The organism is Blattabacterium cuenoti STAT (assembly GCF_003573915.1).
Lineage (GTDB): Bacteria > Bacteroidota > Bacteroidia > Flavobacteriales > Blattabacteriaceae > Blattabacterium > Blattabacterium cuenoti_A.
This window is the reverse complement of the sequence record NZ_AP014608.1, coordinates 580,470-595,244: the sequence shown is the minus strand read 5'-3', so window position 1 is coordinate 595,244 and position 14,775 is coordinate 580,470. Positions and strand designations below refer to the sequence as shown.

Annotated in this window: 10 protein-coding genes and 1 pseudogene; 3 read left to right on the top strand and 8 right to left on the bottom strand. The window is 23.8% G+C overall.

All coding sequences use genetic code 11. From position 1 onward, the window contains the following. Positions 1 to 2: 2 nt before the first annotated feature. The 6 genes from menD to prfB are packed head-to-tail and all read right to left on the bottom strand — an operon-like array spanning position 3 to position 6,526. Complete coding sequence (menD, locus tag STAT_RS02880) at positions 3 to 1,694, bottom strand: 2-succinyl-5-enolpyruvyl-6-hydroxy-3-cyclohexene-1-carboxylic-acid synthase (RefSeq protein WP_119305770.1); 1,692 nt, start codon at positions 1,692 to 1,694, stop codon at positions 3 to 5. A 13-nt stretch (positions 1,695 to 1,707) separates the two neighbouring features. Beyond that, the gene (fabG, locus tag STAT_RS02875) at positions 1,708 to 2,442 is read right to left on the bottom strand and encodes a 3-oxoacyl-[acyl-carrier-protein] reductase (protein ID WP_119305768.1); all 735 of its coding nucleotides are present in this window, start codon (positions 2,440 to 2,442) and stop codon (positions 1,708 to 1,710) included. A 17-nt stretch (positions 2,443 to 2,459) separates the two neighbouring features. Continuing rightward, on the bottom strand, positions 2,460 to 3,149 hold the full coding sequence (gene cmk / locus STAT_RS02870; protein ID WP_119305766.1) for a (d)CMP kinase: 690 nt from the start codon (positions 3,147 to 3,149) through the stop codon (positions 2,460 to 2,462). A 14-nt stretch (positions 3,150 to 3,163) separates the two neighbouring features. Then, a complete protein-coding gene (gene speB, locus STAT_RS02865) occupies positions 3,164 to 4,036 on the bottom strand; it encodes an agmatinase (protein WP_244273555.1) in 873 nt (290 codons plus the stop codon). Next, positions 4,033 to 5,424, bottom strand: coding sequence for a type III PLP-dependent enzyme domain-containing protein (locus STAT_RS02860; protein ID WP_119305762.1), 1,392 nt, complete (start codon positions 5,422 to 5,424; stop codon positions 4,033 to 4,035). Before STAT_RS02860 ends, speB begins: the two co-directional genes overlap by 4 nt. A 13-nt stretch (positions 5,425 to 5,437) precedes the next feature. Next, positions 5,438 to 6,526 carry a peptide chain release factor 2 gene (gene prfB, locus STAT_RS02855; RefSeq protein WP_119305760.1) on the bottom strand — a complete coding sequence of 363 codons (1,089 nt, stop codon included), beginning with the start codon at positions 6,524 to 6,526 and terminating at the stop codon, positions 5,438 to 5,440. A gap of 94 nt (positions 6,527 to 6,620) precedes the next feature. Between prfB and STAT_RS02850 the strand changes: the two genes are divergently transcribed. Together STAT_RS02850 and era are read left to right on the top strand one after the other, a co-directional pair. Then, positions 6,621 to 9,251 carry an ATP-dependent Clp protease ATP-binding subunit gene (locus STAT_RS02850; protein ID WP_119305758.1) on the top strand — a complete coding sequence of 877 codons (2,631 nt, stop codon included), beginning with the start codon at positions 6,621 to 6,623 and terminating at the stop codon, positions 9,249 to 9,251. Positions 9,252 to 9,268: 17 nt separating this feature from the next. Beyond that, positions 9,269 to 10,152 (top strand): annotated as a pseudogene (gene era / locus STAT_RS02845) (GTPase Era). An 11-nt stretch (positions 10,153 to 10,163) separates the two neighbouring features. Here era and tyrS read toward each other — a convergent pair. Further along, positions 10,164 to 11,438, bottom strand: coding sequence for a tyrosine--tRNA ligase (gene tyrS / locus STAT_RS02840; RefSeq protein WP_119305756.1), 1,275 nt, complete (start codon positions 11,436 to 11,438; stop codon positions 10,164 to 10,166). 411 nt (positions 11,439 to 11,849) lie between these two features. Then, positions 11,850 to 13,403, bottom strand: a complete 1,554-nt coding sequence (locus tag STAT_RS02830; RefSeq protein WP_119305754.1) for a hypothetical protein — start codon at positions 13,401 to 13,403, stop codon at positions 11,850 to 11,852. A 139-nt stretch (positions 13,404 to 13,542) separates the two neighbouring features. Here STAT_RS02830 and STAT_RS02825 point away from each other — a divergent pair, with 139 nt between their 5' ends. Beyond that, positions 13,543 to 14,775, top strand: coding sequence for a 2-isopropylmalate synthase (locus STAT_RS02825; RefSeq protein ID WP_119305752.1), 1,233 nt, complete (start codon positions 13,543 to 13,545; stop codon positions 14,773 to 14,775).

Sequence of the window (14,775 nt, the reverse complement as noted above, 5' to 3'; positions counted from 1 at the left end):
AATTAGGATAAATAAGATAAATACTTTTTTAAAATTTTATCATTATTAGACGTTTTAGTATTGATTTCCAATAAACAAGGTTGATTTGATTTTTTCCAAAAACATGATAAACTATTTTTTAAAGTATAAAAATCAGATATTTCCTCGTATTTCCAATGATACATTTCACATATTTTTTCTGCAGAAAAAATATGTTTTGTTTCAAAAAAATGAAATATCTTTTCAGGTAGTTTTTTTTCTGATATAAATTTGAAGATATTTCCCCCTCCATTATTAATAAGTATAATCCGAAAATTTTTTGGAATATAATTATTCCATAAAGCATTACTGTCATAAAAAAAACTTAAATCTCCAACAATTAATGTTACAATTTTTTTTCTTATTGTAGCAGAACCTATAGCAGTTGAAACAGATCCATCTATTCCTGAGGTTCCACGATTACAATAGGATTTAATAGAATATTTTTTTTCATTAAAAAGTTGATAGTATCTTATAATCATACTATTTCCTAATTGTAGAATAGTATGATTAGGTATAGATTTAAATACAAAAAATAAAACGTTTAAATCTGAAAAACTTTTTTCTTTTTTTAAAAAAAATTTATGTTTTTTCATTTTTTCCTTTCTCAACTTTTCCCATTTTTTTTTATAATCTGAATAAGGAACAGATGTTATATTGTTATAATAAAAAATTTTTAAAAATAATCCTGGATTAATAGGCCAATAAGTAGTTAATTTATAATAAGTATCCGGATATTTTCCGTTATGTTCTCCTATATGCCAATGATATATCGGAGGAGACTTTCTTAAAAGAATTTTTATTTTCTTAGATATAATATTGATTCCAATGGTTAATAAAATATGAGGTTTAAAATTTATCCATTCTTTAAGATTCATATTAAAAATAAGTTGATCTATACATGAGAAAAAATTCTTTCCATATGCATGAGATGATGTTTTTTCCGTAAAAATTACAACAGAAGGATCTAAACTTAATTTTCTTAAAATTTTTTCCGTATTTTTTTCTGTATAATACAATCCTAATAGGATCATTTTTTTTCCATATTTTTTCCACACATATTGTTCTTTTTTATAATCACATATTTCAACATAATTTTTAACAGGTATAGTTTTTATAATTTTAGGTTTTACTTGTAAATGATTTGTAGTACCATAAAGTGGTTCTGAAAATGGAATATTAATATGTATAGGTTTATTTTTAATAATACATTTATTAATAGATTCATTCATTAATCTATCATTATACCATATCCCTGATTTAGATTCATCTTCTGTTAATTGAACAGAAGCTTCTACATGTTTTTGAAAAATATTTTCTTGATAAATAGATTGTCCTTCAAATATATCTATAATTTCTTTTGGTCTATCTGCTGTTACTAAAACAAGTGGAATATTTTGGAAGAAAGCTTCCGTTACAGCGGGATAATAATTAACAACAGAAGAACCAGAAGTACAACTAACAACTACAGGTTTTCTTATTTGTTGAGCTATTCCTAAAGCAAAAAAACCAGCACATCTTTCATCTACAATACTATAAGTTTTAAAATCTTTATGTTGAGTAAAATGTATAATGATTGGAGCGTTTCTAGATCCTGGAGATATGATAATATTGAATATAGATTTTGCTTTTAAAATTACCCCTAAGCTTTGTACAATTTTTTTATCCGAATACATTATTTGTTATGGTTTAAATTAATCCTCCATTTACGTTTAATACAGCACCGGTAATATAATCTGATAAATCTGAAGCCAAAAATAAAGTAGAGTTTGCTATTTCTTGAGGAGTTCCTGGTCTTTTTAATGGAATATTTTTTATCCAATTTTCTTTGATTTTAGATCTGAAGTGAGAATTCATTTTTGTTACGATATATCCAGGTGCTATAGCATTACAACGAATATTTTTTTTTCCTAATTCTCTGGCTATTGATTTTGTGAATCCAATAATTCCCGCTTTAGATGCTGCGTAATTAGATTGACCAATATTTCCCGTTAGTCCGACAACGGAACTCATATTAATAATGCTTCCCTTTTTTTGTTTCATCATAGGATGAATAGCATGTTTTGTTAAATTAAATATAGAGTATAGATTAGTTTTTAGAACATAATCCCAATCTTTTTTGGAAATTTTAAGCAAAAAATTATCTCTTATAATTCCTGCATTGTTTACTAATATATCTAATCTTCCATATTTTTTTATTACTTTTTTTACTAAGTTTTCTGAAGAATTGAAATCTGAAAGATCTATTTTATATGCTTCAACTATATTTTGAAATTCAAACTCTATTTTTTTTGCTTCATTTTTTGAAGAAAAAAATGTAAAAATAACATGAGCTCCATGTTTTACGAAAGTTTTTATTATAGATCTACCTATATCTCCTGAACCTCCTGTAACTACAGCTATTTTTCCATTTAATAATTTCATATGTATGACAGATATGACTATTTTTTTTTATTAATTAATTTAAAAATGAGATTTAATTGTTTTTCTACACTTAAAAATGTGTTATCTATTTCTATAGAATCTATAGATTTTTTAAGTGGAGAAATATTTCGTGAAGTATCCATTATATCTCTATAAATTAGATTTTTTTTTACTTCTTCATAAGATATTTTTTTTCCTCTTTTTTTTAGATCTTTATATCTCCTATAAGAACGAATTTCTATAGATCCTTTCATAAATATTTTTAGTTCTGATTTAGGAAATACATAATTTCCTATGTCTCTTCCATCTACAACAATTCCTTTTTTTTCTTCTGCCATATTTCTTTGCATAAGAGTTAATTTTTCTCTAACTTCCGGAATTTGAGAAATGAAATTTACTTTATCTTCTACTTGTTCTGATCTAATTTTATAAAGAATATTTTCTTTATTTAAAAAAATATCTGTTTGATTATATTTTTTATTCCATTTAAATTTTAAATTTATTTCTTTCAAAATAGGAATAAAATTTTGTATATTCCATAAATCACTATTAAAAATTTTGTTTTGAATAGCAAATAAAGTGACACTTCTATACATAGCCCCGCTGTCTATATATTTATATTTTAACTTTTTAGAAATAGCTTTTGCTAAAGTACTTTTTCCGGATGAAGAATATCCATCTATAGCTATAATAATTTTTTGATTCATATTAATAAATGAATTTACTTTTTTATATTATACTTATATGATAGTAATTTATAATAAAGTTTGACTGCTAAAAAATCTGTAGAGGATTCTTTTTGATTAGGTAAAAGTTCAACTATATCAAATCCTATTATATTTTTTTTTTTAAAAACTTTTTTAAAAAATTTTAAGGCGGTATACCAAGATAAACCTCCTGGTTCTGGAGTTCCTGTAGAAGGGGCTATGCTAGGATCAAAAACATCTATATCTATACTAATAAATACATTAGTAGATAATTTAGAAATAGCATTTTTCATCCATAAATCATTTTTATAAATTTTGTGCATATAAAATATGTTTTTTTTTTGGATATATTTTTTTTCTACTATATCCATACTACGAATTCCTATTTGGATTATGGGATATTTTTTAGATGCTTCATGCATAGAACATGCATGGTTATAAGGAGTTCCTTTATATATAGGACGTAAATCTGTATGCGCATCCATATGGAGAATACTTAAATTATTATTATATTTTTCTCCAAAAGCTCGAATGCTGCCTATTGATATAGAATGATCTCCTCCTATAAGGGTAATAAATTTTTCTTTTAAAAGATATTTTTTTGTAATATTATAGACTTTTTCTATCATTTTTTTTATAGAAATTGAAGAATTAATAATAGAAGGAACTATAAATATTCCTTTTTTATATACTTCTGAATTGGTTTCAATATCATATAATTCCATATGTTCTGCTGCAGTTAAAAAAGCTTTAGGTCCTTTTTTAGCCCCTTTTTTCCATGTTTGAGTATAATCATATGGTACTGGAATAAGAACTATTTTACAGTTATTAAGTGTTGAATATTTTTTAGAAATTCCTGCAAAAGTTTTTTTTTTATTTAATTTCAATAACCCAATATTTTTAAAATTTCTTCCGGACTTTGTGATGGACGAAAAATTTTATATACAAAATTTTTTTCTTTATCATGATCTATCAATATATGAATAGGTTGAGGAATTAAACAATGATGTACTCCACCATATCCACTTATTGTATCTTGATAAGCTCCAGTATTGAAAAATCCAATATAAAGTGGAGTTTTTTTATGAAAACAAGGAAGATATATTGCATTCATATGTTGTTCTGAATTATAATAATCATCACTATCACATGTTAATCCTCCTAAAAAAACTCTTTCATAACAATCATTCCAACGATTAATTGCCATCATAATAAATCTACGACTTATTGCCCAAGTATCAGGAAGTGTAGTCATAAAAGAACTATTTATCATGTTCCATTTTTCTCTATCATTTTGACGTTTTTGGTTAAGTATTTTATATAAAATCCCTCCACTTTCTCCCACTGTATAAGCTCCAAATTCTGTATAAATATGAGGTTCATAAATATTTTCTTTTTGACAGAATTTTTTTATTTGATAAACTATTTCATTTGTCATGTATTCATAATCGTATTTAAAAGACATGGATGTTTTAATGGGAAACCCTCCTCCTATGTTTAAAATTTCTAATTCTGGTGCTATTTTTTTCAATTTAGCATAAATATGCAAACACTTGAAAAGTTCATTCCAATAATAAGCAGTATCTTTTATTCCTGTATTTATAAAAAAATGCAACATTTTTAATTTTATTTTAGGATTATTTTTTATTTTATTTAAATAAAAAACAATAATATCTTTATATCCAATTCCTAATCTAGAAGTATAAAACTCAAATTTAGGTTCTTCTTCAGAAGCAATACGTATTCCTAATTTAAAAGGATAATGAATTACTAAACTTAGTTTCTCTAATTCATCAGAATTATCTAATATTGGTATAGTATTATAAAATCCACTATTAATAAGTTCTGATATATTTTCAATATAATTTTTCGTTTTAAATCCATTGCATATAACTTCAATATTTTTAGTAGTTTTTCCTTTTTGATAAAGATTTTTTACAATTTCTATATCATAAGCATATGAAGTTTCAATACTAATATTATTTTTTAGAACTTCTTCTAAAACAAAAGAAAAATGAGAACTTTTTGTGCAATAACAATAGGTATATTTATTGTTATATTGATTGGAATGAATTGCTTTTTCGAACCATTTTTTTGCTTTTTGTATATTTTTAGATATTTTTGGTAAATATGTAAATTTTAATGGAGTTCCGTATTTTTTAATAAGTTCCATTAATGGAATTCCGTGAAATTCTAAAAAATTATTTTTTATAGAAAATTCCTCAGTGGGAAAATCAAAAGTTTGATCTATAAGATCAGCGTAACGGATTTTCATTGAAATTGAATAACTAATTTTTATTTTCTGTTTTATATAAAAATTTTTTTAAAAAAACATCTATTTCTCCGTCCATTACAGATTGAATTTTTGTAGTTTCATAACCGGTTCTTAAATCTTTTACTAATTTATAAGGATGCATAATATAATTTCGAATTTGAGAACCCCATTCTATTTTTTTTTTTTTTGATTCTATTTTTTCTTTTTTATTATTATTTTTAATAATTTCTATTTCATACAATCTAGATTTTAATATTTGCAAAGCTTTTTGTCTATTTTGTATTTGAGATCTTGATTCTGTATTTACTATAATAATTCCCGTAGGATTATGACGTAATCTTACTCCTGTTTCTACTTTATTTACGTTTTGTCCTCCTGCTCCACTAGAACGAAAAGTTTCCCATTGTATATCTGATGTTTTAATATCTATATTAATATTCTTATTTATCATAGGATAAACATATACAGAAGAAAAAGAAGTATGGCGTTTTGAATTACTATCAAACGGAGATATTCGTATTAATCTATGTACTCCATTTTCTCCTTTCAAATATCCAAAAGCATAGAGCCCATTAATTTCTAATGTAACAGATTTAATACCAACGACATCTCCATGGAGAGAGTGAATTTTTTTTACAAAAAAATTCTTTTTTTCAGCCCACATGGAATACATTCTCGTTAACATAAAAGTCCAGTCACAACTTTCAGTTCCTCCAGCTCCAGAAGAGATTTGCAATATAGCGTTGAAAGAGTCTTCTTTTTCTGAAAAAATATTTTCAAATTCTATATTTAAAAGTAATTTTTTTGTTTTATATAATTGATTTTCAAACTCTTTTTCTAAATTTTGTTCTTTTGAAAGAGAAAATATTATTTCTAACTCTTCAAAAGCGTTTTTTAATTTTGTAAAATTTTTTATGCATGTTTTCATATCATGCATATATTTTATAAAAGTTTTGAATTTTTTATAATCTTTCCAAAAATTAGGATTAGATATTTTTTCTTGTTCTTTATCGATGTGCTTTTTTATTTGATCTATTTTTAGAATAGAATATATTCTATGGATTCTTTCTGAAATAGATTGAATTTCTTCTTTTTTGATCATAGTACGAAAATAATTATTTTGACATAATTTTTTTTGATAGTGATTCTCATTATAAATTTTTTTTATATTATAAAAATATAAATTTCATTTTTACATGGATTATAATAAGTTTACGATTAAATCACAAGAAGTAATACAAAAAGCACAGTATTTAACGTTAAAAAATAGTCAACAAACTGTTGAAAATGCACATATTTTAAAATCAATGTTAGAAATTGAAAAAAATATAATTCCTTTTTTTTTCAAAAAATTAAAAATAAATTTTCAATCAATAACTATTGGATTAGACCGTATGATTTCTCATTATCCAAAAATTATTAGTGGACCTTTGACTTTACATTTTAGTTTATATGTAACAAAAATGTTGAATATTGCAGAAAATTACGCTCATACATTAAAAGATAAATTTATTTCTATAGAGCATATTTTTTATGGAATTTTTATGAGTTTTGATTTTACTTCGAAATTACTAAAAGATGAAGGAATCACGAAAAAAAAAATAAAAGAAATTATTGAATATATGAGAAAAAAAAACGGAAAAATCATCTCTTCTACAGCAGAGAATATTTATAATGCTTTGGATAAATATGCAAAAAATCTTAATGAATGGGCTTACAGAGGTAAATTAGATCCTGTTATTGGACGTGATGAAGAAATCCGTAGAGTTTTGCAAATATTATCTAGAAGAACAAAGAACAATCCTATATTGATAGGAGAAGCAGGAGTAGGAAAAACAGCGATTGCTGAAGGATTAGCTCATCGTATTATTAGTGAAGATATTCCAGATAATTTAAAAAATAAACAAATATTTTCTTTAGATATGGCTTCTATAATTGCAGGAGCTAAATACAAAGGAGAATTTGAAGAAAGACTGAAGGCCGTAGTCAAAGAAGTAATATTTTCAGATGGAGAAATTATTTTATTTATTGATGAAATTCATACTTTAATTGGTGCAGGAGGAGGCGAAGGGGCTATAGATGCCGCCAATATTTTAAAACCTGCATTAGCTAGAGGAGAACTTAGAGCTATAGGAGCTACAACTTTAAATGAATATCAAAAATATTTCAGAATAGATAAAGCTTTAGAAAGAAGATTCCAACAAGTATATGTAGATGAACCTTCTATTGATGATGCAATATCTATATTACGTGGAATTAAAGAAAAATACGAAAGTCATCATAAAGTAAGAATAAAAGATGAATCTATTATATCTGCTGTAGAATTGTCTAAACGTTATATTAATGAACGTTTTCTACCAGATAAAGCTATTGATCTTATAGATGAGGCTGCTTCTAAATTAAGAATGGAGATAAATTCAAAACCAGAAAAATTAGATATTCTGTATAGAAAAATCATGCATATGGAAATACAAGTAGAAGCTTTAAAAAGAGAAAATGATGAAAAACAATTAATTCCTTTAAAAAAAGAATTATATAAATTAAATAAAGAGAAAACAAAACTGCAAACTCAGTGGCAAAATGAAAAAGATTTAGTTGAAGAAATTCAAAAAGCGAAAGATAAAATAGAAAATTATAAATTTGAAGCAGAACAGGCTGAAAGATCAGGAGATTATGGAAAAGTAGCAGAACTAAGATATGGTAAAATCAAAGAAAAAGAAAATAAAGTTAAAATATTAGAAAATGAATTAAAAAAACAAGAATATAAGGGGAATAAAATGATACAAGAAGAAGTTTATAGAGAAGATATAGCTCAAATCGTATCTAAATGGACAGGAATTCCTGTTACTAAAATGTTGCAAAGCGAGAAAGAAAAATTATTATTCTTGGAAAAAGAATTACACAAAAGAGTGATAGGACAAGATAATGCTATTCAATCTATAGCAGATTCTATACGACGTTCTAGAGCAGGATTACAAGATGAAAAAAAACCTATAGGATCTTTTCTTTTTATGGGTTGTACAGGAGTAGGAAAAACAGAACTAGCTAAAACTTTAGCAGAATATTTATTTGATGATGAAAATAATATGGTTCGTATAGATATGAGCGAATATCAAGAACGTCATTCTGTAAGTCGATTCATAGGAGCTCCTCCTGGATATATAGGTTATGATGAAAGTGGACAATTAACAGAAGCTATACGAAGACGTCCTTATAGTGTTATTTTGTTAGACGAAATAGAAAAAGCTCATTCAGATGTTTTTAACATACTTTTACAAATTTTGGATGATGGAAGACTAACGGATAATAAAGGAAGAACGGTTAATTTTACAAATACTATTATTATTATGACTTCCAATATAGGAGCAAATATCATTCAGAAAAAATTGGATAAAGAATTTTCTTCTAGTAGAAATAGAATGGAAGAAACAAAAAAAGATTTAATAAATTTATTGAAAAATGTAGTAAGACCTGAATTTATTAATCGTATAGATGAAATCATTTTGTTTAATCCTCTTTCTAGAAAAGAGATAAAAGATATTGTTAAACTTCAAATGAAAAAATTAGGAAAATTACTACATGATAAAAAAAATATATTAATAGAATCGACTAATGAAGCTATAGAATATTTATCCGAAAAAGGATATGATCCTCATTTTGGAGCAAGACCTTTAAAAAGAGTGATTCAACATGATATTTTGAATTATCTTTCTAAAGAAATCATAAAAGGAAAAATTAAAAAAAATCATAAAATTCTAATAGATTTTTTCAAAGAAAAAGGAATTGTATTTCGACAGTCAGAAAAAATTGAAAATATAAATATTTAAAAAAATCACTTCAATAAATGATTCATAAATCCGGTTTTGTTAATATTATAGGATTTCCTAATGTAGGAAAATCTACCTTAATGAATTCTCTTGTAGGAGAAAAACTTTCTATTATCACAAAAAAACCACAAACTACTCGTCATAGAATATTAGGAATCGTAAATAGATCTGATTTTCAGATTATATTTTCGGATACTCCGGGTATTATTGATCCTATTTATCCCATGCAAAAAATTATGATGGAATATGTGAAAAAATCATTGGAAGATGCAGATATTATTCTATTTACTACAGAAATAGGAAAATTTGAAAATGTTTCATTATTTAATCACATTAAAAAAAAAATGTTCCTATTATTATATTGATTAATAAAATTGATAAAATTGGAATACAATATAAAAAAGATACATTATATTATACAATAAACTATTGGCATAAATTATTTCCTAATTCAGAAATATTACCGATATCTGCATTAAAAAAAATGAATCAAGATCTATTAATGAATAAAATAATATCTTTATTATCTGAACATCCACCTTTTTATCCTAAAAAAAATTATCTAAGTAATAGATCTGAACGTTTTTTTGTTAATGAAATTATAAGAGAAAAAATATTTTTTTTCTATAAAAAAGAAATTCCTTATTCTGTAGAAATACAGACAAAATTTTTTAAAGTTAAAAATACTTTTATATATATATTATCATATATATATGTAGAAAGACCTTCTCAAAAGGGAATATTAATAGGAAAAAAAGGAAATGCTATTAAAAAATTAAAACTTTTTTCTATAAATAGTATAGAATCTTTTTTTAAGAAAAAAATCCAATTGACATTGGATGTAGAAGTTTGTAAAAACTGGAGATATGATTATAAAAAATTAAAAAATTTTGGATATTGATGGTATTAAAGTTATTCAATTTTTATAATAAAAAATTCTTTTTTTCCAAATTGAAATAAAATATATTTTTTTCCTATTATGTTTTCTTTTTTAATCAAAATATTTTCTTTTACAAGAATTTGATTTAAATGAATTGAATTTTCTTTTAAAGCACGATTCGCTTTACTTTTAGAAGAAAAAAAACCACTTTTTTTTAAGAGATCTAATAAAAAAATTCCTTTTTCAAAATTTTCATAAGATATAAACATATGTGGAATATGATTATATATAGAAATAAAAGTTTTCTCATTTAATAATTGAAGGGGTTTATTTTTTTTTCCAAATAAAATACTCGTAATTTCTATCATTTTTTTGGAAATTTCATTTCCATGAACCCATTCAGTAATTTCATTAGCTAGTTTTCTTTGCAAGAATCTTCTATTTGGATGTTTTTTATGTTCAAAAATCAAATTTTCAATTTTTTCTTTAGATAAAAAAGTATATATTTTAATATACTTTTCGATTTCAAAATCAGAAAGATTCATCCAAAATTGATAAAATTTATATGGAGATGTTTTTTTTTCGTCTAGCCATATATTTTCTCCTTTCTCACTTTTTCCAAATTTAATTCCATTAGATTGAGTAATTAAAGGAAAAGTAAATCCATATACTTTTTTTCCTGTTTTTTTTCGAATTAATTCTATCCCTGTTGTGATATTTCCCCATTGGTCAGACCCCCCAACTTGCAGTTGGCAATTTTTGACTTGGTTTAAATACAAAAAATCATATCCTTGTATAAGAGAATAAGAAAATTCAGTAAAAGATATCCCGTTTTTCTTATTATGAATTCTTTTTTTTACAGAATCTTTAGATATCATTTGATTTACAGTAATATATTTTCCTATTTCACGAATAAAATCGATAAAAGGAATATTTTTAATCCAATCAAAATTATTTAACAATTCTATTTTTTTTGAATAAACTTTTAAAAGTCTTAATATTTGATTTTTTATAGATTCCGAATTTTTTTCCAAATTTTTTTTACTCAAAAAGATTCTTCGATCTTTTTTTTCTGAAGGATCTCCTATAAATCCTGTAGATCCCCCAATTAATGCTAAAGATTTATGTCCTTTTTTTTGAAAATGAATTAACATAATAATAGGTAAAAGACTTCCTACGTGTAAAGAATCAGATGTAGGATCAAAACCTATATACATGGTAGTAGGTTTTTTCAATTGATTTTCTACACCAGGAACTTTATTTTTAATTAAACCTCTCCATGAGAGTTCATCAATAATATTTTGCATAAAAAAATAATAGTAATTTTAAATTATTTGATTATGATAAAAAAAATCGCAATGTACAATTTATTTACTTTTTTTTTTAGTTTAGTTCACATTATTTACAATACAATTTTTTTTAAAATATATTTACCTTTTATATTAAAAATATATATTTTTTTATTTCCTATAAATAGTTTATTTTTCATGTCCTATTTATTTATAAAACAAAAAAACAAATATATTTCTCCATATGTTTATATGTTATGTAGTACAATGAAATTATTTTTCAGTATTTTTGTTTTTTTTTATTCAATTATCGATTGTTACGGTGTTTCACATTTATCTTTTTTATTAAAAGCTTTCATTCATTTTATTTTTTCATATTTTATGATTCTTATTTTTAGAGTTATATTTTTATTGAATTAATTTTTTAAATTATTTTTTATTACTTTTGATAAATTTTTCTTTTATAATTAATTCTACAGGTTTATTTTCTATTTTTGAATTTATCCAAGAAATAATATCTAAATACAGAAAAATCCTTTTTTCATAAGGATGGTCATAATATTTTATTAATTGATCTTTTAATTTTTTAAAATGATTTTTAATTTGATGTGGATAAACATTTCCCAAGTTTTTAAAAAAATGAATAATTTTTTTTTGTACAACATACCAATCATCCATTTGGATAAAAAATTTATATGTAGATCGAATTTTTCGATCCATATTTTCATCTAATCCACTTTCGTAACACGCAATTAAATATAAAAGTCTAGAAAAACATTGTAGATCTTGTCGTAAATTTTTTTTTTTATTTTCCATAATTTTGGATAAATACCGGATAGTATTTTCATTATCTCCACTTCCAAAATATAAACAAGAAATTTTATAATAAAGAATCATAATATAATGAGAATCTATACGGTTAGATATTTTATTAAGTTCTATAAATAATAATGGAATTACTTTTTTGACTCCTTCCGAAAAACTTCCTTCCATATAATGTTTATTGATACGGTTAGTGTATGTATACATAAAAATTAACATTTTAGTATTTTCATTTATCAATATTTCTCCATTTTGGATTTCTTTTTCGAATTGTTGAAAGACATGAATAAATTTTGAGTAATAATTCAAATAAAATAAAGAATCTAATAAATAATGATATCCTTTTAAATAGCTTACAGGAGCCATTTTTTTTGCATTTTTATAATTTTGAAATAATTCAATCCATTTATAAGATGATCTATAACACATAATAAAATCTTGTCGGATATAATGATACCAAACTTGAGATTGATATAAAAATAATTTTTCATAAAAACTAAGTTTTTTAATATCAATTTTTGGAAGATTTGTTCGAAAATATGTTTCTATAAATATTTTATCTTTTTCATTTCTAACATATCCTACTTTTAAATATAAACCATACAATTCTAAAGATAGACTAGATAACGTATTGTTACATTGAATTCTTTCAATTAATTCTTTTGATTCTTCGGATAATTCTACATTTTTAGAATAAAGACTTCTAGTTATATGTTGAGATTCTATCATTTTTTCAAATTCTATTAATTCTAAAAGAATGGTATTAGATTCGTATGATTTAGCAATTATTTTTGCTTTTTTTAATAATTTTAAACTTTGTATATATAAACCTTTATTATATAAAATTTTAGAAAAATCTAAATATTCGCGAATTTTTATATCATAGTTTTCTACAGTATTTTGTATTTTTTTTAGACTAATCAATATTTGATTGTATAAATGGGCTTTCACATTAGATAATTGCTCTTTTTTAATGGGAACATTTTTTAATATTTTTTTTTCGTCATAAAAATTCATTTTTCTCATGATTTCGAATAATTTCATAAACTTAGTATGTTTATTTTTTTTTATTCGATTTGAATAAAGTATAAAATTTCTTTTTTCAGATTTTGATAAAGTTTGAATTAATAAAAAAAGATGATCTGATTTAGAATTAGACATTGTAATTTTATAATGATATTTAACTTGATTAATAGAAATATATAAATTAATTTTATTAATTAGGTATTGTAAATATTACAATAAATTATTTCTATTTTTTTTTGAAAAAAAATAGTTTTGATGAAAATTATCCAATAATATGGAAAAAAATAGAATACATATTTTTGATACGACTTTGCGAGATGGAGAACAGGTTCCAGGGTGTAAATTGAACACTAAAGATAAAGTAAAAATTGCTAAAAAGTTAGAATATTTAGGAGTAGATGTGATTGAAGCTGGTTTTCCTATTTCAAGTCCAGGAGACTATCAATCTGTTCAAAAAATTTGTAAATCAGTTTCAAATACAATAATTTGCGCCTTATCTAGGGCCGTAGAAAAAGATATAGAAATTGCAGGGTTAGCATTAAAATATGCTAAATTTCCGAGAATTCATACTGGAATAGGAACTTCTTATTATCATATTCGCTATAAATTTAATAGCACTCCGGAAAAAATTATAGAAAGAGCGATTTATGCTGTGAAACATGCAAAAAAATATGTAGAAGATGTAGAGTTTTATGCAGAAGATGCAGGACGTACAGAAAATGAATTTTTAGCAAAAATTTGTGAAAATGTAATCAAATATGGAGCAACAGTTATTAATGTTCCTGATACTACAGGATATTGTTTACCAGAAGAATATGGATATAAAATACGTTTTTTAAAAGAAAATGTAAAAGGAATTCATAAAATTATATTATCAACTCATTGTCATAATGATTTAGGACTAGCTACAGCTAATTCATTAGCTGGCATTACGAATGGAGCGAAACAAGTAGAATGTACAATTAATGGAATTGGAGAAAGAGCAGGAAATACTTCTCTAGAAGAAATTGTTATGATTATTAAACAAAAACCCCATTTAAATTTATTTACTAAAATTAATACAAAATTGATTTCTTCTGCAAGTCATTTGGTATCAAAATGTACGGGAATGAAAGTACAATTCAATAAAGCTATAGTAGGAATTAATGCTTTTTCTCATTCTTCTGGAATCCATCAAGATGGAATCATAAAAAAAAGAGAAACTTATGAGAGTATTAATCCAAAAGATATTGGAATAGATCAATCATCAATAATCCTTACAGCTAGAAGTGGAAGAGCCGCTTTAGATTATCGATATAAAAAATTGGGATTCTTCTTGAAAAAAAATTTTTTGGATTTAGTTTATTCCATTTTTATAAAGTATGCAGATGAAAATAAAGAAATTACTGATATGGAATTAAAAGCAATATTAGAAAAAGCTAATTTAAACAGTAATGAAATAAATAATAATAAAATTTTGAATAAAAATCATAACACGAAAAATAATAGAATAATTAACGTTCTATAA

Coding starts and splice junctions, on each gene's coding strand:
- STAT_RS02860 (WP_119305762.1), bottom strand. CDS start 5,424: ATGAAAATCCGTTACGCTGATCTTATAGATCAAACTTTTGATTTTCCC.
- STAT_RS02830 (WP_119305754.1), bottom strand. CDS start 13,403: ATGTCTAATTCTAAATCAGATCATCTTTTTTTATTAATTCAAACTTTA.
- STAT_RS02850 (WP_119305758.1), top strand. CDS start 6,621: ATGGATTATAATAAGTTTACGATTAAATCACAAGAAGTAATACAAAAA.
- tyrS (WP_119305756.1), bottom strand. CDS start 11,438: ATGCAAAATATTATTGATGAACTCTCATGGAGAGGTTTAATTAAAAAT.
- STAT_RS02825 (WP_119305752.1), top strand. CDS start 13,543: ATGGAAAAAAATAGAATACATATTTTTGATACGACTTTGCGAGATGGA.
- cmk (WP_119305766.1), bottom strand. CDS start 3,149: ATGAATCAAAAAATTATTATAGCTATAGATGGATATTCTTCATCCGGA.
- fabG (WP_119305768.1), bottom strand. CDS start 2,442: ATGAAATTATTAAATGGAAAAATAGCTGTAGTTACAGGAGGTTCAGGA.
- prfB (WP_119305760.1), bottom strand. CDS start 6,526: ATGATCAAAAAAGAAGAAATTCAATCTATTTCAGAAAGAATCCATAGA.
- menD (WP_119305770.1), bottom strand. CDS start 1,694: ATGTATTCGGATAAAAAAATTGTACAAAGCTTAGGGGTAATTTTAAAA.